The following is a 19,659-nucleotide window of genomic DNA, read 5'->3' on the forward strand; positions in this document are numbered from 1 at the left end:
CCCTAGAGGGCCGCCGCCAACCCGCCGCGATCTTGCACTTCCGGTCGTCCGAATGTGTGGCAAGCACCGATTGTCGGGACAGTAAGTGCAAGATCGCGGAGGCTGGGGCGCGGCACTCAGTCGATGGGGACGTCGACCGCGGCCACCGCGGCGGCGGCGCGGGCGTGGCGGGCGCTGACCATTGTCATCGCCCATCCCGCCGCGGCGAAGCCGGCCGCCGCGGCGGTGGCGATGATGGCCAGCCGCCAGGCCGACTCGGTCAGTGCGGTGCCGCCCAGGTGCCCGACCAGCGCGCCGTAGGTGGCCCAGCCCAGCGCGGCGACGGCCTCGTAGAGCACGAACAGGCGGTACGGGTAGCGGCTGCGCCCGGCCGAGAAACAGGCCGCCATCCGACCGCCGGGCACGAACCGGCAGAGCAGGATGACCAGCGGCCCGGGTTGTCGCAGACCCTGGGTGACCCGGCTGGCCACCCGGCGGGCGCGGCTCAGCTCCGCGTGCCGGGGCTGCCGCCGATCCGGTGCGCTGCGCCCGAGCAGGTAGCAGGCCAGGTCGCCGACGAATACGCCGAGCGCGCCGACGGCGATGGTGACCGGCAGGCTGAGCCCGCCGTAGACGGTGAGCGCACCACTGGTGATCATGACGATCTGGGTGGGGATCACCGGCACGAAGGCGTCCGCCACCAGCAGCGCGAGCAGCACCAGGTACGCCCACGTCGGCGACGCGACGTCAGTCAGAAGTTCGGGCACGCCTGCCACCTCGCCGGATGCGGCCGATTGGGTTTCTTGAGCCTGACGTCGTGTCCGGCGTCACGGTGGACGGCCCCGGCCCGTCGTGACCGTCGACACGACTGGGCCACCCAGCTACAACGAGGAAAATCGCTGCCGGGTGACGGGCCCGGAGGCTGGTCCACCCGTTCGAGGCGGGCGGCAGAACGGCGTTCGTCGGCGTACCGTTGTCGGCGCGGCCATGCCCGTCGGGTCCCCCGTTCCTGACGATTCGGCCGCCAGGGCCGCCGGCGGGTCCCGCGCCGGCGGCCCACCCCTCCGCCGCAAATCCGGGTGCATCCCCGAACGTCGCGCGGGTACTGTCGCCGTATGCGCAGCGCGGTAGTGATGACCACGACGCCGGGTGTCCCCGGCGTGCCGCTCTGACGTAACCACAGTCGACCAGGCCCCGGGGCGATCCGCCCCCGAGGGCAGCGCGCCGTTCGGAGCTCAGGTCGCCTCCGGGTCGTACCCGATCCAGGAGCCCGACATGATCGACCACCGTAGGCTCGGCCGCGAGCTGGACCTCTTCGTCTCCGACCCGCTGGCCGGTGCCGGCCTGCCGATCTGGCTGCCCGCCGGCGCCGCCGCCCGGCACGCCGTCGAGGAGTACGTCAGGGAGTTGGAGCGCCGCTCCGGCCACCAGCACGTCTACTCGCCGCCGCTGGGCAAGCGGGAACTCTTCGAACTCTCCGGCCATCTCGGTTACTTCGCCGACGACATGTTCCCGCCGATGCGGCTGAGCGCCGACGACGAGTTCGTGCTCCGGCCGGCGCTGTGCCCACACCACGCGTTGGTCTTCCGAGCGCGGGGCCGTTCCTACCGGGAGCTGCCGTTGCGGATCGCCGAGCTGGGTGGGATGTACCGCTCGGAGCGCTCCGGTGTGCTCGGCGGGCTGTCCCGGGTCCGCGCCATCTCGCTCAACGACGCGCACACCTTCTGCGCCCCTGAGCAGGTCGGCGCGGAGGTTGTCGAGATCCTCGGGCTGATCCGTGCCGCGCACGCCGCGCTCGGTGTCCGGCCGGCCGGGTTCCGGCTGTCGCTGCGCGGGCCGGGCGAGAAGTACGTCGGCGACGACGCGCAGTGGGCCCGCGCCGAGGAGTTGCTCCGGGAGGCGCTGGCCGGGGTGGAGTACGTCGAGGCGCCGGGGGAGGCCGCCTTCTACGGTCCGAAGATCGACATACAGATCGTCGACGCCGCCGGCCGGGAGTCGACCATCTCCACCATCCAGCTGGACTTCGACAAGCCGGAACGGTTCGACCTGTCCTACACCGACTCGGACGGCAGCCGGCGTCGGCCGGTAATGGTGCACCGCAGCCTGGTCGGCAGCATGGAGCGGCTGTTCGCGTACCTCATCGAGGTGCACGAGGGGGCGTTCCCGGCCTGGTACGCGCCCATCCAGTTGGTGTTGCTGCCGGTCGACGACGGTCAGGTCGACGCGGCGGCCGACCTGGCCCGACGGGCCGGCGACGCCGGCCTGCGGGTCGCTGTCGACGCCGCCGGCTCGCTGGGCGCCCGGGTCCGGGACGCGGCCAGCCGCCGCGTCCCGTACCTCGGGGTGTTGGGTGCCCGGGAGGTGGCCGACGGGCACCTCGCGCTGCGCCTGCGCGGCGGCCGCGCCCTGGCGCCGATGCCCGCCGACGAGGCTCTCGCCCTGATCGGCGGGCAGGTCGCCGCCCGCGCGACCGACCTGCTGCCGCAGGGCTGAGTCGCCGGCCGTCCCGGGGCGCTGCCACATGTTCTAGACCGCCGCCGGTTCGGCGGCCGGCTCGTCGTCGACGACCGCGCCGGTGAACTGCGAGCGGTAGAGCCGGTGGTACGCGCCCTGGGCGGCGAGCAACTGCTCGTGGGTGCCCTGCTCGACGATCCGACCGTCCTCCATCATCAGGATCAGGTCGGCGTCGCGGATGGTGGAGAGCCGGTGCGCGATCACGAAGCTGGTCCGGTCCGAGCGCAGCGCGGCCATCGCCCGTTGCAGCAGCACCTCGGTGCGGGTGTCCACCGAGCTGGTGGCCTCGTCGAGGATCAGCAGTGACGGCTCGGCGAGGAACGCCCGGGCGATGGTGATGAGCTGCTTCTCGCCGGCGCTGACGTTGCTGCCCTCCTCGTCGATGACGGTGTCGTAGCCGTCGGGCAGGCTGCGCACGAACCGGTCCACGAAGGTGGCTCGGGCGGCGGCGAGGATCTCCTCCTCGGTCGCGTCCGGCCGCCCGTAGGCGATGTTGTCGCGGATGGTGCCGCCGAACAACCAGGTGTCCTGGAGCACCATGCCGATCCGGCCGCGCAGGTCGTCGCGGCGCATCGTGGTGATGTCCACCCCGTCGAGCGTGATCCGGCCCGCGTCCAGCTCGTAGAACCGCATCACCAGGTTGACCAGGGTGGTCTTGCCGGCGCCGGTCGGGCCGACGATGGCCACAGTGTGTCCGGGCTCGGCGACCAGCGAAAGGTCGTCGATCAGCGGTTTGTCCGGCTCGTAGCGGAACGAGACGTGCTCGAACTCGACCCGACCGTGCGGGTCGGTGACCCGGGCCGGCGCGACCGGGTCGGGGGTCTGCTCGTCCGCGTCGAGCACCGCGAAGACCCGCTCGGTCGACGCCACCCCGGACTGGAGCAGGTTGGCCATCGAGGCGAGTTGGGTGAGCGGCTGGGTGAACTGGCGGGAGTACTGGATGAACGCCTGCACGTCGCCGAGGCTCATCGTGCCGGAGGCGACCCGCAGCCCGCCGACCACGGCGATCGCCACGTAGCTCAGGTTTCCGATGAACATCATCGACGGCATGATGATCCCGGAGATGAACTGTGCCCCGAAGCTGGCCCGGAACAACTCCTCGTTCTTCGCGTGGAACGCGGCCTCGACCTCACGCTGCCGGCCGAAGACCTTCACCAGCTCATGACCGGTGTACGCCTCCTCGATCTGGCCGTTCAACTCGCCGGTGTGCGTCCACTGGGCGATGAACTGCTTCTGCGAGCGCTTGGCGATGCGCTGGGTGACCAGCACCGACAGCGGCACCGCGACCAGGGCCACCAGGGCCAGCACCGGCGAGATCCAGAACATCACGGCCAGCACGCCGACGACTGTCAGCAGCGAGGTGAGCAGCTGGCTGAGGGTCTGCTGGAGGCTGGTGGAGATGTTGTCGATGTCGTTGGTGACCCGGCTGAGCAGCTCACCGCGCGGCTGCCTGTCGAAGTAGGGCAGCGGCAGCCGGTTGAGCTTCTCCTCCACCTCGGCGCGCAGCCGCAGCACTGTGCGCTGGACCACCCCGTTGAGCAGCCAACCCTGCCACCAGGACAGCAGGCTCGCCGCCAGGTAGAGCCCGAGCGCCAGCAGCAGCACCCGACTCAGGGCGCTGAAGTCGATGCCCACCCCCGGCACCACGTCCATCCGGGCCAGCATGTCGGCGAAGCTGTTGTTGCCGCTGGCCCGGGCCGCCGCGACGGCCTGCTCGGCGGTGGTGCCTGCGGGCAGTTGCCGACCGATCACCCCAGTGAAGATCAGGTCGGTGGCGTGGCCGAGGATCTTCGGCCCGGCAACGCTGAATCCGACACTCACCAGGGCCAACGTGATGATCGCGGCCAGGTGCAGTCGGTGCGAGCGCAGCCGGCCGAGCAGCCGCCGGGCCGATGGCCCGAAGTTCATCGACTTCTCGGCGGGCATTCCGGCGCTCATCCATCCCGGGCCGCCGCCCTGGCGGCCGGGCGGCAGCCGCTTCGGCGTCGCCGCGCCACCGCCGGTCTCCGGCGCGGTCTCCCCGCCCGGTTGCTGCGCGGTCTCGTCCGGCGTCCGTCCGTCGCCGGCCGGCTTCTGACTGGGTACGGCCGCGGTGCGCGGCTCGTCACGCTCGCTCATGCCGCCACCTCCGTGGTCTGCTGTGAGGCCACGATCTCGGCGTACGTCGGGCAGGTGTCCAACAACTCCGCATGTCGTCCCACTCCGACGACCCCTCCGTTTTCCAGGACGATGATCTGATCGGCGTCGATGATCGTGGAGACCCGCTGGGCCACGATGACCACAGCCGCCTGCGCGGTGACCGGCCGCAGGGCGGCTCGCAGCCGCGCGTCGGTGCCCAGGTCGAGCGCGGAGAACGAGTCGTCGAAGAGGTAGATCTCCGGTTGCCGGACCAGGGCCCGGGCGATGGCCAGGCGCTGCCGCTGCCCACCGGAGACCGTGGTGCCGCCCTGCGCGATCGGGGCGTCCAGCCCGCCGGGCATCTGGGCCACGAAGTCCCGGGCCTGGGCGATCTCCAGCGCCGTCCACAGCTCCTCGTCGGTGGCGTCCGGGTTGCCGTAGCGCAGGTTGCTGGCGACCGTTCCGGTGAACAGGTACGGCCGCTGCGGCACCAGGCCGATGCGTCGCCACAGCTCGTCCGGCGCCAACTCCCGCACGTCCACCCCGTCGACCAGCACCGCGCCGTCGCTGACGTCGACCAGGCGGGGGATCAGCGACAGCAGCGTCGTCTTGCCCGCGCCGGTGCTGCCGATGATCGCCGTGGTGGTGCCCGGTGTCGCCCGGAAGGAGATGTCGCGCAGCACCGGCTCCACAGCGCCCGGGTACTGGAAGCGCACCCCGCGCAGCTCCAGCTCGGCTCGGGTGGGCAGGTCGGTGACCGGCGCGGCGGCCGGCACCACCGAGGAGTCGGTGTCCAGCACCTCGACGATCCGCTCCGCGCAGACCGCCGCCCTCGGCACCATCATCAGCATGAAGGTGGCCATCATGACCGCCATCAGGATCTGCATCAGGTACTGCAGGAACGCGGTGAGCGCGCCGACCTGGATCGCGCCGGCGTCCACGCGCTGCGCGCCGAACCAGAGCACCGCCACGCTGGAGACGTTCAGCACCAGCATGACCACCGGGAAGATCAACGCCAGCAATCGACCGGTACGCAGCGCGGTCGCTGTCAGGTCGGCGTTGGCGACGGCGAAGCGGTCCGTCTCGTACGGCTCGCGGACGAACGCGCGGACCACCCGGATGCCGGTGATCTGCTCCCGTAGCACCCGGTTGACGGTGTCGATGCGGGTCTGCATCAGCCGGAAGCCCGGCACCATCCGACGGATGATCGCGCCGAGGGCGATGGCCAGCACCGGCACGCTGACCAACATCAGCCAGGAGAGCCCGACGTCCTCACGCAACGCCATGAACACGCCGCCGACGCTCATGATCGGTGCGGCGACGAGCATGGTGCAGCTCATCAGCACGAGCATCTGCACCTGCTGCACGTCGTTGGTGTTGCGGGTGATCAGCGACGGTGCCCCGAACCGGGCCACCTCGCGGGCGGAGAAGCGGTTGACGTGCCCGAACAGTTCGGCGCGTACGTCGCGGCCGAAGCCCATCGCGACCCGGGCGCCCAGGTAGACGGCGGCGATCGAGCAGACGATCTGGATCAGGCTGACCAGCAGCATCCAGCCGCCGGTACGCACGATGTAGTCGGTGTCGCCGCGGGCCACACCCTGGTCGATGATGTCCGCGTTGAGGCTGGGCAGGTAGAGCGAGGCCATGGTGCCCACGAACTGGAGCAGCACGACCGCCAGCAACGGTCTCTGATAGGTGCGCAGTTGGCCGCGCAGGAGTCGGATCAGCACGCCGGGTCCTTCGTTTCGGTGGGGCGTCCGGTCATCCGCGGGTCGTCTCCGCTGCCGATGACCTCAAGCAGGAACTCCCGGATCACCTGGGCTTTCGCCGGGTCGGCGTCGACCGAGGTGAGGGGCCGTCCGGAGTGCATGAGCGCGCCGAGCGCGGCCACCCGTTCCCGCCCGGCGGGTGTGATGGCGAGTCGGATGCTGCGTCGGTCGTTGTCGTCGCGCTGCCGCTCGACCAGACCGTCGCGCTCGAGCGTGTCGACGATGCCGGTCAGGGTCGCCGGGCGGACGAACCCCTTCTCGGCGACCGTCCGATGCGGCAACTCGCCGTGTCGGGCGAGCGTCATCAGGGTGATCATGCCGGCCTGGGTGAGGCCGTGCTCCTCGGCGAGGTAGCGGTTCCACCGCTGCCCGACCAGGTGCCCGGCCACCACCAACAGTCGGCCGAGCGGCACGTCCTGGAGGGTCACGAGTTCCACGAAGGTAGATTAGCCCCCTGATAGTCAGGGGCCAAACAATATTGCCGTGGCGGCGGCCACGAACACGACCTGCATTGCGGTGCGCTGCCCGAGCGGGGTGACCGGTCGGCCGGCGAGGGTCAGCTGCCGGCGGGCGGCCGAGACGTTGGCCGGAAACATGGCGAGCATGAGCAGGCCGAGCCCGGCCGCCGCCACCCGGGCGGTCGCCGGGAGCAGCAGGCCGACCGCGCCGATCAGCTCCAGCACGCCGGTGACGGTGACCAGCAGATCCGGCCGGGGCAGTCGGGGCGGGACCATCGCGATCAATCCGGCGCGGCGCCGTCCTGCGAAGTGCGCGACGGCGGTCAGCGCGAACATCACGGCCAACCCGACGCGCAGCGCGACGATCCAGCCGTCGAGTGCGGAGATGCCGGCCAGGCCGGCGAGTCGTGCCAGTGCGGTGCCGGCGATCAGGGCGATCAGGGGTGCCATCGGAATCCTCCTCCTGTGAACTTGTCAGTGGCAAGATTGCACGGTGGAGTGACATCTTGTCAATGACAAGATTAGGATCGGGGGGTGACCGACCCGCGCACCTACCACCACGGCGACCTACGCCGCGCCCTGCTCGCCGCAGCGCTGGACGCCATCGATGAGGTGGGGCCCGCCGCGTTGAGCCTGCGCGATCTGGCCCGTCGGGCCGGTGTCTCGCACGCCGCGCCCGCACACCATTTCGGCGACAAGGCGGGCCTGCTCACCGCGCTCGCCGCGCAGGGCTTCGATCTGCTGGCCCAGGCGTTGACCGCGGCGGATGGCGACCCGCTGGAGGCTGGCGTCGCCTACGTCGACTTCGCCGTCACGCGCCGCGCGTACTTCGAGGTGATGTTCCGGCCGGAGTTCTACCGGGCCGACGACGCCGAGCTGATCGCCGCCCGAGGTCGGGCCGGTGCCGTACTCCGTGCCGGGGTGGCGGCGCTACCCACCGGCAGTGCGCCCGTCGACCCCGGCCGGGACGCGCTCGCGGCCTGGTCGATCGCGCATGGCTTCGCCACCCTCTGGCTGGCCGGCGTACTGCCCGACCGGGTCGGCGACAACCCTCGCGCCGCCGCCCGCACCGTCCTAACCCGACTAGCGCCCTAACCCCCCCCACTCCACCCCACCCCCTTGCCGGTCGATCATGAAGTTATTGCCACGACACGCCGCTGCGGGAGGCAATAACTTCATGATCAACAGGGGGTGGGGGGTGGGGTTACCAGCTGGTGGGGAGGGGCATGCCTTCGGTGAAGCCGGCGGCGCTCTGCACGCCAACTATGGCCCGCTCGTGGAACTGGGTCAGGTCCCGTGCACCGGCGTAGGTGAAGGCGCTGCGCACCCCCGCGATGATCTCGTCGATCAGGTCCTCGACACCGGGGCGGGCCGGGTCCAGGTGCATCCGGGCCGAGGAGATGCCCTCCTCGAACACCGCCTTGCGGGCCCTGTCGTACGGGCTGTCGTCGGCGGTTCGGGCGCTGACCGCCCGAGCCGAGGCCATTCCGAAGCTCTCCTTGTACCGCCGGCCGTCCGCGTCGGTGTACAGGTCACCGGGGGACTCGTAGGTGCCGGCGAACCAGGAGCCGATCATCACGTTCGACGCGCCGGCGGCGAGCGCGAGCGCGACGTCCCGGGGGTGTCGCACCCCGCCGTCGGCCCACACGTGCCGGCCCAGTTGGCGGGCGGCGGCCGCGCAGTCGAGCACCGCGGAGAACTGCGGTCGACCCACGCCGGTCATCATTCGGGTGGTGCACATCGCCCCCGGGCCGACGCCGACCTTGATGATGTCCGCCCCCGCCTCCACCAGGTCGCGTACGCCCTCGGCGGTGACCACGTTGCCGGCCGCCACCGGCACCCCAGGGTCCAGCTTCCGGACCGCCTGAAGTGCGGAGATCATCCGTGCCTGGTGGCCGTGCGCGGTGTCCACCACCAACGTGTCCACCCCCGCCTCCAGCAGCGCCGAGGCCTTGCCCGTCACGTCCCCGTTGATCCCGACGGCCGCCGCGATCCGCAGCCGACCCCGGTCGTCCACGGCCGGCGTGTAGAGGGTGGCGCGCAACGCGCCCTGTCGGGTCAGCACCCCGACCAGCCGCCCCTCGGCGTCCACCACCGGGGCGAGTCGGCGACGGCCCGCCGAGAGCAGATCGAAACCGGTACGAGGATCCGCGTCCGCCGGGACTGTGTGCAGCTCGGTGGACATCACGTGGCGCAGCTGCGCGAAGCGGTCCACGCCCGTGGTGTCCGCCTCGGTGACCACACCCATCGGCCGGCCGGCGTCGTCGACCACTATCACCGCACCGTGCGAGCGCTTGGGCAGCAGGTGGATGGCATCGCCCACGGTCTCGGTCGGGCCCAGCGTGATGGGCGTGTCGTAGACCAGGTGGCGCTGCTTGACCCAGGCGACGACATTCGCCACCACCTCGATCGGAATGTCCTGCGGAATCACCGCGATGGCACCTCGGCGGGCGACCGTCTCCGCCATCCGCCGTCCGGCGACCGCTGTCATGTTCGACACCACCAACGGAATGGTGGTGCCGGTGCCGTCGCCGGTGGAGAGGTCGACGTCGAGTCGGGAGCCCAGGTCGGAGCGGGCCGGCGCCATGAAGACGTCGGTATAGGTCAGGTCGTGCGCGGGAGCCGCGCCGTGAAGGAACCGCACCGGACAATCATTCCCGCTCACGGCCAGTTCCACCGCCGGTGGTAGTGGAAAACACTCGCATCGTCGTTGGTCCTGGTCCGGTGGCGTCGTCGGTGCTCGCCGGAGGAGCGGGGCAGCACTGCGGAAGATGCCACAGCGAGGCCGGCCGGGTACGAACCGGTCAGCCCAGCAGGAGTGCCACGGCGAGTCCGGCCATGACGACCGCGATGACCGCGTCCAGCACCCGCCAGGCGGCGGCGCGGGCGAGCAGCGGTGCGAGGCGCTGCGCGCCGACGCCGAGCGCGGTGAACCAGACCACACTGGCCAGGGTGGCGCCGGCGCCGAAGATCCACCGGTGCGGGTGCTGTTGGGCCACGCTGCCCAGCAGCAGCACGGTGTCCAGGTAGACGTGCGGGTTCAGGTAGGTGAAGGCGGCGCAGGCGAGCAGCGTCGCTGCCAACGTGGCCGGCGGCCGTTCGGTGGGCAGCAGGGCGCCGGGACGCAGGGCGCGGCGGGCGGCGAGCCCCGCGTAGCAGAGCAGGAAGGCCGCGCCGCCCCAGCGGATCGCCATCAGCAGGCCTGGTCGACCGGTCACCAGCGAACCGACCCCGGCCACTCCCGCCATGATCAGCAGCGCGTCCGAAGCGGCGCAGGTCAGCACCACGGGTACGACGTGCTCGCGGCGCAGGCCCTGTCTCAGTACGAAGGCGTTCTGGGCGCCGATGGCGACGATGAGCGCGATGGAGATGGAGAAGCCGGCGACGGCGGAGGTGAGCACGGAGTCGACGCTAGGACCGTCGACGGCCACCAGTCCAACTAAAGATTCTCACGCAACTTAAGCTCAGCTAATGGATGGTCTCGACTCTGCGCAGCTACGGACACTCGCGGCGGTGGTGGCGGAGGGCAGCTTCGACGCGGCGGCCCGGCTGCTGCACGTCACGCCGTCAGCGGTGAGCCAACGGATCAAGGCGCTGGAGGAGACAGTCGGCCAGGTGCTGGTCCGCCGCGCCCGTCCGTGCGTGGCAACCGACGCCGGCCGTCCGCTGCTGCGCCTGGCCGGCCAGCTCGCGCTGCTCGAACGGGAGGCTCTGGCCGATGCCCGCGGCCCGCTGGCCGGCGGTGGCCGGATCCGGGTCGCCGTGGTGGTCAACGCGGACTCGCTGGCCACCTGGTTTCCCGCCGCGCTGGCCCGGTTGCCGCAGCGGGCCGGGCTCTCGTTCGACCTGCGGCAGGACGACCAGGACCACACCGCCGAGCTGCTCCGCGACGGTTCGGTGACGGCGGCGGTCACCGCCCAGCGGGAGGCCGTGCAGGGCTGCCGGGTGCTGCGGCTCGGGGCCATGCGCTACCGCGCGGTGGCCAACCCGGAATTCGCGGCGTCCCACTTCGCCGGAGGACTCACCGCAGCCGCGCTGGCGAGCACCCCGCTGTTGGTCTTCGACCGGAAGGACCGGGTGCAACACCGGTTCATCCGAGCGGTGGTCGGTCGGCCGCTCGACCCGCCGGTGCACTACGTACCGTCGGTGCCGGCGTTCAGCGAGGCGACCCGGCTCGGGTTGGGCTGGAGTCTGGTGCCGGAACAGCTCGCCCAGGCCGACCTGACCGCCGGTCGTTGCGTCGACCTCGTGCCGGGCCGACACCTCGACGTCCCGCTGTACTGGCAGCACTGGCGGCTGGAGTCGGACGTGCTGAACGCCCTGACCACCGCCGTCCGCACGGTCGCCGCCGAAGCCCTGCGCTGAGCGCCAGCCAGGCGGCTCAGGCGATGGTGCAGATGGGGGCACCGGCAGTGATCACGGCGCCGACCTCGGCGCTGAGGCCGCTGACCGTGCCCGCCTTGTGCGCGTGCAGCGGCTGCTCCATCTTCATCGCCTCCAGCACCACTACCAGGTCACCCTCGGCCACTGTGTCGCCGTCCGCCACCGCGATCTTGACGATGGTGCCCTGCATCGGCGAGGTGAGCGCGTCGCCGCCGACCGGAGCACCGGCCTTGGCGCCGCCGCGCCGGGTCGGCTTACGGGCGGCGGGTGCCGCTGTGGTCGTACTCCCGCCGAAGCCGGCGGGGAGACTGACCTCGATGCGCTTGCCGCCCACCTCGACCACGACGGTGTCGCGTTCGGCCGGCGCCTCGGCGGCGCCGGCGGCGGCGGTGAACGGCGGCACCGTGTTGTGGAACTCGGTCTCGATCCACCGGGTGTGCACTGTGAACGGTTCGGCGGTGAACGCCTCGTCGCGCACCACGAGCCGGTGGAACGGCAGCGCGGTGGCCATCCCGTCGAGGACCATCTCGTCCAACGCGCGGCGGGCGCGCTCCAGCGCCTCGGTCCGCGTCTCACCCGTGATGATCACCTTGGCGAGCAGTGAGTCGAAGTTGCCGCCGATCACGTCGCCGGCCGAGATGCCGGTGTCGACCCGCACACCCGGCCCACTGGGCAGGCGGAGCGCGCTGACAGTGCCGGGGGCCGGCAGGAAGTTGCGGCCCGGATCCTCACCGTTGATCCGAAACTCGATCGCGTGCCCGCGCGGCGTCGGGTCCTCGGTGATCCGCAGCTTCTCGCCGTCGGCGATCCGGAACTGCTCGCGGACCAGGTCGATGCCGGCGGTCTCCTCGGTGACCGGGTGCTCGACCTGGAGTCGGGTGTTGACCTCCAGGAAGGAGATGGTGCCGTCGACGCCGACCAGGTATTCCACGGTGCCGGCGCCGTGGTAGCCGGCTTCGCGGCAGATCGCCTTGGCGCTCTCGTGGATCTGCGCGCGCTGGGCGTCGCTGAGGAACGGCGCGGGCGCCTCCTCGACGAGCTTCTGGTGACGTCGCTGCAACGAGCAGTCCCGGGTGCCCACCACGATCACGTTGCCGTGCTGGTCGGCGAGGACCTGCGCCTCGACGTGCCTGGGCTGGTCGAGGTACCGCTCGACGAAGCACTCGCCCCGACCGAACGCCGCGACCGCCTCCCGGGTGGCCGACTCGAACAGTTGGGGGATCTCCTCCATCGTGCGGGCGACCTTGAGGCCGCGCCCACCGCCACCGAAGGCGGCCTTGATGGCGACCGGCAGGCCGTGGTCGACGGCGAACGCCATCACCTCGTCCGGGCTGGCCACCGGGTCCGGGGTGCCGGGGACCAGCGGTGCGCCGGCCCGCTGGGCGATGTGCCGGGCGGTGACCTTGTCCCCCAGGTCGCGGATGGCCTGCGGGGTGGGGCCGATCCAGGTCAGCTCGGCGTCGATGACGGCCTGGGCGAAGTCGGCGTTCTCACTGAGGAAGCCATAACCCGGGTGTACGGCGTCGGCGCCGGCCCGAGCGGCGACGTCGAGCAGCTTGTCGATGCGCAGGTAGGTCTCGGTAGCGCTGTCCCCGCCGAGCGCGTACGCCTCGTCCGCGAGGGTGGCGTGCAGGGCGTCGCGGTCGGAGTCCGCGTACACGGCGACGCTGCCCAGGCCGGCGTCGCGGCACGCGCGGATCACCCGGACGGCGATCTCGCCGCGGTTGGCGATGAGTACCTTGCGCACCTTCGTGGCTCCTCCCGGGCAGGTTACTGACGGGGAGTGTATCGGCCGCCCACGGCGGCCCTAACGATCGCTCAGTGTGGGATGCCGCACTGCACCCGCCACGGTTTAGTCAAACTTGGCTATTACGCTTATCGGGTGTCTTCGACTCGGATGATGATTCTCGGTCTGGTGCGGTGGATGCAACCCGTGCACGGCTACGACGTGCGCCGTGAGCTGCTGAGCTGGAGCGCCGACAAGTGGGCGAACGTGCAGCCCGGATCGATCTATCACGCCCTGCGCAAGCTCACCGAGGAGGGACTGCTCCGCGCCGTCGCGACCGAGCAGGTGGGCGCCCGTCCGGCGCGGACCACCTACGAGGTGACGGTCAAGGGAGAGGACGAGTTCGAGACGCTGCTGCGCAACTCCTGGTGGACCATCAGCGAGCCCGCCGACCCGTTCGTGGCGGCCTTCTCCTTCCTGCCGGCCATGCCGCGCGCCGAGGCGGCTGCCGCCCTGCGTAACCGTGCCAACCTGCTGCGCGCCGGCGTCGAATCCATGCGCGCCTCCCTGGAGTCCGACTGGGTGCGAAACCGCAAGCCCGTGCACGTGGGCTGGATGTTCGAGCTGTGGTCGGCGCGAGCGGAGGCGGAGATGAGCTGGTGCGAGCGGATCGCCGAGCGGATTGATTCCGGAGTGTCGTACCTGCCTGCTGAGCTGGATGAAGCGCAGGGTTGGTCGGGATGGAGGGACGGCTCGGAGCCGTCCGACACCGACGCGGAATAATCAACGTTGACTAAAAAAGCTATATCGCGTTAGCCTGCTGGCGGCACAGCGGGGGAGTGCGCCGTCCGGCGTCGTCCCACTCGACGGCCGGCCCGACCGGCCCGAACGACCAGGAGCAGAAATGATCGAGACCAGGGGGCTGCGGAAGTCGTTCCGCTCCCGCGCGGGTCGAGAGACGAAGACGGTGGACGCCGTGCGGGGCGTCGACCTTGACGTTGCCACGGGCGAGATCTTCGGCTTCCTCGGCCCGAACGGCGCCGGCAAGACCACCACGCTGCGGATGCTCGCCACGCTGATCGAGCCGGACGGCGGCGACGCCACCATCGCGGGCGCCGACCTGCGCAAGGACCCGGCCGAGGTGCGCCGCCGCATCGGGTACGTCCCGCAGGGCGGCAGCACCTGGGACGAGTCCACCGCCCGCGAGGAACTGGTGCTGCACGCCCGGATGTACGGCATCAGCAAGGCCGACGCGCAGCGGCGCGCCGCCCGCGCGCTGGACGCCTTCCAGCTCACCGAGTACGCCGACCGCAAGTGCAAGACCTACTCCGGCGGCCAGCGTCGCCGGGTGGAGATCGCCCTCGGCATCATCCACGAGCCGAAGATCGTCTTCCTGGACGAGCCGACCACCGGCCTCGACCCGCAGAGCCGCGCCCACATGTGGGACGAGATCCGCCGGCTCCGCGCCGACGGGATGACCGTCTTCATCACCACGCACTACCTGGACGAGGCCGACGCGCTCTGCGACCGGATCGCGATCATGGACAACGGCGAGGTCGTGGCCGAGGGCACCCCAACCGAGCTCAAGCGGGAGATCTCCGGCGACGTGGTGCTGGTCGGGCTCGACCTGGCCGCCACCCCACAGGCCGCCCAGACCCTCGACGGCGAGCCGTACGTCAACAAGCTGGAGACTGTCGACGAGGGCGGCCTGCGCCTCTACGTCGACGAGGGCGCCACAGCCATTCCGCAGGTGCTGCGCCGACTCGACCACGCCGGGCTGGAGCTGCGCTCGATCGAGCTGCACCGACCCAGCCTGGACGACGTCTTCCTCACCAAGACCGGCCGCTCGCTGCGCGAGTCCTGACCACCGGAGACGACTCTCATGAAATTCGCCCGTGACACGTGGCTGATCTTCCAGCGCCAGATCCAACTCCTGCTACGCAACCCGGTCTGGGTCTTCGTCGGCGTGTTCCAGCCGGTCATGTACCTGCTGCTCTTCGCCCCGCTGCTCAAGCCCGCACTGAACGCGCCCACCCAGGCGGCCGCCTACAAGATCTTCGTACCGGGTCTGCTGGTGCTGCTGGCCATCTTCGGTGGCCTGTTCCAGGGCTTCGGCCTGATCGCCGAGCTGCGAGCCGGCGTCATCGAACGCTCCCGGGTCACCCCGATCAGCCGGCTCGCCCTGCTGCTCGGCCGCTCGCTGCGCGACGTGGTCTCGCTCCTGGTGCAGGCGGTCATCATCACGCTCCTGGCGCTCATCTTCGACCTACGGGTGTTCATCGGGGACCTGCTGCTGGCGTACCTGATGCTCGCCCTGATCGCCCTCATGACCTCGGCCGTCTCCTACGGCGTCGCCCTCAAGGTCAAGAGCGAGGATGCACTGGCCCCGCTGATGAACACAGTGGCTCAGCCGGTGCTGCTGCTCTCCGGCATCCTGCTGCCGCTGACCTTCGCACCCGGCTGGTTGCAGGGCATCGCCAACTGGAACCCGTTCTCCTGGGCGGTCGACGGCACCCGGGCGCTGTTCGCCGGTGACCTGGGCAGCGACAAGGTCTGGCAGGGCCTCAGCATCACCGCGGTCCTCGCCGCGCTGGGCGTCTACTGGGCCGCCCGCCAGTTCGCCCGCAGCGTCCGCTGACGCCGGTTTTCGCTGTTCCTTGATGTTGGGGTGTCCCCTGGTGGGGACACCCCAACGCCGTGTTCGGCGGTTGCCGGCGGTCAGCGGTCAGCGGTCAGCGCTTGCCGGCGGTCAGCGGACCCGGGCGAGGGTGAGGCCGTCCGCGATCGGCAGCATCACCGGGTCCACCCGCACGTCCGCGAGGACCTCGTCGTTGAAAGCGGCGATGGCCCGGTCGCCAGCGTCCTGCGGGGCGATCACCCGACCTCCCCGCAACACGTTGTCGACGGCGATCACCCCGCCCGGACGCATCCGGGGCACCAACTCCGCCCAGTAGATCGGGTAGCCGGTCTTGTCCGCGTCAATGAACGCGAAGTCCAGGTGCCGCTCGTGCGGCAACTCCCGCAGCCCGTCCGCTGCCGGGCCGATGCGCAGGTCGATCAGATCCTGCACGCCGGCCCGCGCCCAGTAGCGCCGGGCGATGCCGGTGAACTCCTCGGAGATGTCGAAACAGGTCAGTCGCCCACCCTTGGGCAACCCGCGGGCGATCGCCAGCGACGAGAGCCCGGTGAACGTGCCGACCTCGACGGCCTGCCGCACGTCGAGCAGCCGGGTGAGGAACGTCAGGAACGCGGCCTGCTCCGGGGCCACCTGCATGGCGGCGTGCTCCGGCAACACCGACCGGGTCTCCTCGGCCAGGTCACTGATGATCTCGTCCGGCGGGGAGCCGTGGGCGACCAGATAGGCGTGCAGCTCGTCGGTGAGCGGGATCGACTTGGTGGTCATGACCGGACGTTACCGAGCGGCTCGACCGTCTGGCCGCCCGGCGCGACAATCGTCCACAGGTCGGTGATCCGCAGATCCAACTCGGCGAGGAGCCGGCGCAGCAGCGGCATCGACAACCCCACCACCGTCCCCGGGTCACCCTCGATCCGTTCCACGAACGGCCCACCCAGACCGTCGATCGTGAAAGCGCCAGCCACCGCCAACGGCTCACCAGTGGCAACGTACGCGGCGATCTCGTCGTCACTGATGTCGGCGAAGTGGACAGTGGTCGACGCGACAGCCTCCGCGCGCCGACCCGCAGTAACGTCGACGAGGCAGTGCCCGCTGTGCAGAACGCCGCTGCGTCCCCGCATCCGCAGCCACCGCCGAGTCGCGTCCGTCGCATCCGCCGGCTTGCCGAGAATCTCCCCGTCGAAGGCGAGCACCGAGTCGCAGCCGATCACCAACGTCCGCTGATCGGCGGTCGCGTTCAGCCGGGTCAACACCGCCTGTGCCTTCAGGCGCGCCAACTCCAGGCACAACTCCTCGGCCCGCTCGGTCACCACCAGGGACTCGTCCACCCCACTGACCAGCACCTCCGGCTCGACGCCGGCAGCCTGGAGCAACTTACGACGGGCAGGGCTCGCCGATGCGAGCACGAGGCGGAGCGGCAAAGTCTCAGACACCAGCCCGACGTTACCGCCCAGCCCTCCACCAAGACCGACACCCCGCCCAGCACCCACCGCCCGGTCGCCGCCCGGTCGGCCCGGCGTCGTGCGGCTCGGTGGCCGGGCGGCCTTGATCCACTCGACTTTCAGAAAGACGCGCTATCCCCTCGCCCCGGACACCGCGGTTTCCTGAAAGTCGAGTGGATCACCGCTTCGTTGATCGATCAGCGACTGATTCTGGGCGGCGGATCATCACCACGCCGCCGTCGCCGCGCTATCACGGCCCACCCCACCCCGGCAGCCACGAGCACCCCGAGCGTGGCCAGGCCGCGCACGGTTGCGCTATCGCTCCCATCACCCGGCTGAGCGGCAGCCGTAGTGGTCGGGCCAGCACCGGCCGGAGCGCTCACCGATTCAAACCCGAGCGGCGGTACGTCTGCCGTCAGCGCCGCCACAAGATCTATCACTCCATAGCCGTACTCGTCGTCACGCCCAGGAGGCCCCTTGTCGATGGCGGTAGCAGTGAGCCGGTGCGCCACCTCCCGGGCCGGCAGATACGGGTACTTGGACCTGATCAACGCAGCCGCACCCGCCACGATCGCCGTCGCGTCAGAGGTACCGGTGCCCTTGCGGTACTTGCCGTCGATGCTCGTGCTGTAGATGTCGACCGCTGGCGCAACCACGTCAATCTCCGGCCCAGTCACCGAGAAGGCAGCACGCTTCCCGTCTCGGTCGACTCCGCCGACGGCGATAACTTCCGGGTAGCGTGCGGGATAACCCACCATTTGCGTCCAAGGCGCATTGCCGGCGGCGGCAACAACTATGATGTCAGCTTGCAGGGCCATTCTGACTGCCTGTTGCAGGCGAGCGCTAACCCCGCCGACGATTGAAATGCTGATAACATCAGCGCCGGCGCTGATTGCATACTCTATTGCCGCTGCCAACGATTCCGAATCGCCCTCCTCGCCAGGGGGGGAACAAAATATCGGCAGAATCTTGACTTTCGGTGCGATGCCGAGCGCACCTGAACGTTCGTTGCCGTGGGCCGCGATCAGACCCGCCATTCCCGTGCCGTGACCGTCTTTGTCGGTCAACCCATCACCGCCGCCTCCGGCGATTACGTCCTTGCCAGGAAGCAGGTTGTCGCTTAGGTCAGGATGTTGATCTACGCCACTGTCGGGAAGTGCAACCACTATCCCATCGCCTTGGCTGATCTTTTGCGCATCGGCGACTTTCAGAAAATTAAGATGCCATTGCTCGGTCCGGGCATGATTGACGTGTGCTTGTAATGCGGGCTCTGGAATTCCTCCCGGAAGGCTCAATGCCAACAGAAGAGGCAAGGCGCGATAGAACCTCACCGAGGAAGGCCGAGAGCGGGGCCCGGGTCGATTGGGCCGTCCTCTTCGGGAGGAAGAACCACAGGTGCGACTCCTTGCTCAGTCCTCCACGGATGGTCCGGGTCCCATCGGTTAGACGCGCCGTCGCTGTTAACTTGAGCCCACTGGCCAGGGCGGGTGGGTGAGGCACCCGCGTGCCAATTGGCTCCAGTGCCAGGGGCGCCACCAATGGGCGACATGCCGCCGACGCTCCCGGAAGCGCGCGGAGCGCTTGGTCGCGAGCCTGCCCCTCCCGTTGGTGCTGTCCCAGCGCTACCACCGCCAATGACACCTCCAATTGGATTGACCCGGCGCGGCGCGGCCGGGCCGCTATTGGGTTGACCAATGCCAAGGCCGGGTGCTCCACCGATCAAGCCACTTGGTGGCATTGTTCGAGGCATTGGGGCCGTATTAACTCTGTTGGTTCCCTGTTGCTCCTTGGGCAGTGGCAGCCGCGTCGACCCGTGCTGCTCAGTTGACGGTCGAAGGATCCCTGACGCGTTGGGAATGCCCCCGAGGGTAGGGGGTTGTCCCGTTCCAGGTAGCTGGTTGGCGGGTCCAAGCTGTTGGCCGCGTGGCAGTTCTTGAACTGTAGGGAATGGTATTGCTGTTGCCCCACCAAGTACAGGACCAACTCCCCCTAGAATCGGCGTTCCGCCGCCGGGAGAGTTAATGGATGGGTCAACGGATGACGGAATTCGTGCAGTTGACCGAATAGGAACCGGAGCAATGGGGGGGATAACGGGTGCTGCGGCTGCTGTCGTGGCAGTCCCCTCTTCGTCCACGCGAGGAGCGGGCCGAGGGGGTGGTTTTTGGAGGGTGGCTTGGGCTTGCTGGAGTTCGCCGCTCAGGCTGAACATCATGGATCGGGCCTGCACGTTGAGCCGTTCCAGTTCCCCGTCAGCAACAGGCGGCGTGGTAGCCCGGTTGCCCATCACCGCTTTGGGGTCGGCGACCATCGACTCGTACGCCTGCTTCTGCTGGAATTTGGTCGCGTACTCCTCGTAGATCTTGCGGAGTGCGGCGCGGGTGGTGCCGATGGCCTGGGTTGCGGCGGAGAGTGCGGTGTAGTTCGCAGCGGCGGCGTCGTGGGTGCGCTGCACCTTGTCGATGAGTGCGTCGAGTTCGGCGAGGTAGGTGCGGGAGGCGGCGCTGGTCTCGGGGGGCCATGCCTCGGCGAGTCCGCGTCGGTACTGCTGGAGGCGGCCGAGGTGGGTTTGTGCCAAGTCGCAGACCTTGCGCCAGCCGGCGACCTGCTTCCAGTGGTTGGTGGTGTCGTGGTCCTG

The 19,659-nt window shown here is 70.0% G+C and carries 17 protein-coding genes; 6 read left to right on the plus strand and 11 right to left on the minus strand.

Annotated elements, in window-relative coordinates; all coding sequences use genetic code 11:
* Window positions 1–116: 116 nt before the first annotated feature.
* The gene (locus AB0B94_RS29405; protein ID WP_357287779.1) at window positions 117–746 is read right to left on the minus strand and encodes a DedA family protein; all 630 of its coding nucleotides are present in this window, start codon (window positions 744–746) and stop codon (window positions 117–119) included.
* Window positions 747–1,254: 508 nt separating this feature from the next.
* Here AB0B94_RS29405 and thrS point away from each other — a divergent pair.
* The gene (gene thrS / locus AB0B94_RS29410; protein ID WP_357287782.1) at window positions 1,255–2,472 is read left to right on the plus strand and encodes a threonine--tRNA ligase; all 1,218 of its coding nucleotides are present in this window, start codon (window positions 1,255–1,257) and stop codon (window positions 2,470–2,472) included.
* 33 nt (window positions 2,473–2,505) lie between these two features.
* Here thrS and AB0B94_RS29415 read toward each other — a convergent pair whose 3' ends face one another.
* The 4 genes from AB0B94_RS29415 to AB0B94_RS29430 all read right to left on the minus strand — a co-directional run bounded on the left by AB0B94_RS29415 (window position 2,506) and on the right by AB0B94_RS29430 (window position 7,288).
* The gene (locus AB0B94_RS29415; protein ID WP_357287946.1) at window positions 2,506–4,419 is read right to left on the minus strand and encodes an ABC transporter ATP-binding protein; all 1,914 of its coding nucleotides are present in this window, start codon (window positions 4,417–4,419) and stop codon (window positions 2,506–2,508) included.
* A gap of 188 nt (window positions 4,420–4,607) precedes the next feature.
* Window positions 4,608–6,341 carry an ABC transporter ATP-binding protein gene (locus AB0B94_RS29420; RefSeq protein ID WP_357287786.1) on the minus strand — a complete coding sequence of 578 codons (1,734 nt, stop codon included), beginning with the start codon at window positions 6,339–6,341 and terminating at the stop codon, window positions 4,608–4,610.
* Complete coding sequence (locus AB0B94_RS29425) at window positions 6,335–6,817, minus strand: MarR family transcriptional regulator (RefSeq protein ID WP_357287789.1); 483 nt, start codon at window positions 6,815–6,817, stop codon at window positions 6,335–6,337. Before AB0B94_RS29425 ends, AB0B94_RS29420 begins: the two co-directional genes overlap by 7 nt.
* A 24-nt stretch (window positions 6,818–6,841) precedes the next feature.
* Window positions 6,842–7,288: a DoxX family membrane protein gene (locus AB0B94_RS29430; protein WP_357287794.1), complete on the minus strand. Its 447-nt coding sequence runs from the start codon at window positions 7,286–7,288 to the stop codon at window positions 6,842–6,844.
* Window positions 7,289–7,372: 84 nt separating this feature from the next.
* Between AB0B94_RS29430 and AB0B94_RS29435 the strand changes: the two genes are divergently transcribed.
* Window positions 7,373–7,933: a TetR/AcrR family transcriptional regulator gene (locus AB0B94_RS29435; protein WP_357287797.1), complete on the plus strand. Its 561-nt coding sequence runs from the start codon at window positions 7,373–7,375 to the stop codon at window positions 7,931–7,933.
* 109 nt (window positions 7,934–8,042) lie between these two features.
* Here the strand turns inward: AB0B94_RS29435 and AB0B94_RS29440 are convergent, their stop codons facing one another.
* Window positions 8,043–9,482 (minus strand): GuaB1 family IMP dehydrogenase-related protein, encoded by a 1,440-nt coding sequence (locus tag AB0B94_RS29440; protein ID WP_357287800.1) that lies wholly within the window; start codon window positions 9,480–9,482, stop codon window positions 8,043–8,045.
* Between the two features lie 160 nt (window positions 9,483–9,642).
* Complete coding sequence (locus tag AB0B94_RS29445) at window positions 9,643–10,239, minus strand: LysE/ArgO family amino acid transporter (RefSeq protein WP_357287803.1); 597 nt, start codon at window positions 10,237–10,239, stop codon at window positions 9,643–9,645.
* Window positions 10,240–10,309: 70 nt separating this feature from the next.
* On the opposite strand from AB0B94_RS29445, the gene AB0B94_RS29450 reads away from it, so the two are divergent.
* Window positions 10,310–11,203 carry a LysR family transcriptional regulator ArgP gene (locus AB0B94_RS29450; protein WP_357287807.1) on the plus strand — a complete coding sequence of 298 codons (894 nt, stop codon included), beginning with the start codon at window positions 10,310–10,312 and terminating at the stop codon, window positions 11,201–11,203.
* Between the two features lie 16 nt (window positions 11,204–11,219).
* Here the strand turns inward: AB0B94_RS29450 and AB0B94_RS29455 are convergent, their stop codons facing one another.
* Complete coding sequence (locus tag AB0B94_RS29455; protein WP_357287810.1) at window positions 11,220–12,968, minus strand: biotin carboxylase N-terminal domain-containing protein; 1,749 nt, start codon at window positions 12,966–12,968, stop codon at window positions 11,220–11,222.
* 150 nt (window positions 12,969–13,118) lie between these two features.
* Between AB0B94_RS29455 and AB0B94_RS29460 the strand changes: the two genes are divergently transcribed.
* The 3 genes from AB0B94_RS29460 (at window position 13,119) to AB0B94_RS29470 (ending at window position 15,585) form a co-directional block, all read left to right on the plus strand.
* Window positions 13,119–13,730, plus strand: a complete 612-nt coding sequence (locus AB0B94_RS29460; RefSeq protein ID WP_357287949.1) for a PadR family transcriptional regulator — start codon at window positions 13,119–13,121, stop codon at window positions 13,728–13,730.
* A gap of 121 nt (window positions 13,731–13,851) precedes the next feature.
* Window positions 13,852–14,811, plus strand: coding sequence for an ATP-binding cassette domain-containing protein (locus AB0B94_RS29465; protein WP_357287813.1), 960 nt, complete (start codon window positions 13,852–13,854; stop codon window positions 14,809–14,811).
* Between the two features lie 18 nt (window positions 14,812–14,829).
* Window positions 14,830–15,585: an ABC transporter permease gene (locus tag AB0B94_RS29470; protein ID WP_124823257.1), complete on the plus strand. Its 756-nt coding sequence runs from the start codon at window positions 14,830–14,832 to the stop codon at window positions 15,583–15,585.
* A 111-nt stretch (window positions 15,586–15,696) separates the two neighbouring features.
* On the opposite strand, the gene AB0B94_RS29475 is transcribed toward AB0B94_RS29470, so the two are convergent.
* The 3 genes from AB0B94_RS29475 to mycP all read right to left on the minus strand — a co-directional run bounded on the left by AB0B94_RS29475 (window position 15,697) and on the right by mycP (window position 18,301).
* Window positions 15,697–16,350 (minus strand): O-methyltransferase, encoded by a 654-nt coding sequence (locus AB0B94_RS29475; RefSeq protein WP_357287818.1) that lies wholly within the window; start codon window positions 16,348–16,350, stop codon window positions 15,697–15,699.
* Window positions 16,347–17,015, minus strand: a complete 669-nt coding sequence (locus AB0B94_RS29480; RefSeq protein ID WP_357287821.1) for a Maf family protein — start codon at window positions 17,013–17,015, stop codon at window positions 16,347–16,349. The genes AB0B94_RS29475 and AB0B94_RS29480 overlap by 4 nt, the downstream gene beginning before the upstream one ends.
* A gap of 206 nt (window positions 17,016–17,221) precedes the next feature.
* Window positions 17,222–18,301 carry a type VII secretion-associated serine protease mycosin gene (mycP, locus tag AB0B94_RS29485; RefSeq protein WP_357287952.1) on the minus strand — a complete coding sequence of 360 codons (1,080 nt, stop codon included), beginning with the start codon at window positions 18,299–18,301 and terminating at the stop codon, window positions 17,222–17,224.
* Between the last annotated feature and the right edge of the window lie 1,358 nt (window positions 18,302–19,659).

This window comes from Micromonospora sp. NPDC048986 (assembly GCF_040649335.1).
Classification (GTDB): Bacteria; Actinomycetota; Actinomycetes; order Mycobacteriales; family Micromonosporaceae; genus Micromonospora; species Micromonospora alfalfae.

Coding starts and splice junctions, on each gene's coding strand:
- thrS (WP_357287782.1), top strand. CDS start 1,255: ATGATCGACCACCGTAGGCTCGGCCGCGAGCTGGACCTCTTCGTCTCC.
- AB0B94_RS29415 (WP_357287946.1), bottom strand. CDS start 4,419: ATGCCCGCCGAGAAGTCGATGAACTTCGGGCCATCGGCCCGGCGGCTG.
- AB0B94_RS29430 (WP_357287794.1), bottom strand. CDS start 7,288: ATGGCACCCCTGATCGCCCTGATCGCCGGCACCGCACTGGCACGACTC.
- AB0B94_RS29450 (WP_357287807.1), top strand. CDS start 10,310: ATGGATGGTCTCGACTCTGCGCAGCTACGGACACTCGCGGCGGTGGTG.
- AB0B94_RS29460 (WP_357287949.1), top strand. CDS start 13,119: ATGATGATTCTCGGTCTGGTGCGGTGGATGCAACCCGTGCACGGCTAC.
- AB0B94_RS29465 (WP_357287813.1), top strand. CDS start 13,852: ATGATCGAGACCAGGGGGCTGCGGAAGTCGTTCCGCTCCCGCGCGGGT.
- AB0B94_RS29470 (WP_124823257.1), top strand. CDS start 14,830: ATGAAATTCGCCCGTGACACGTGGCTGATCTTCCAGCGCCAGATCCAA.
- AB0B94_RS29475 (WP_357287818.1), bottom strand. CDS start 16,350: ATGACCACCAAGTCGATCCCGCTCACCGACGAGCTGCACGCCTATCTG.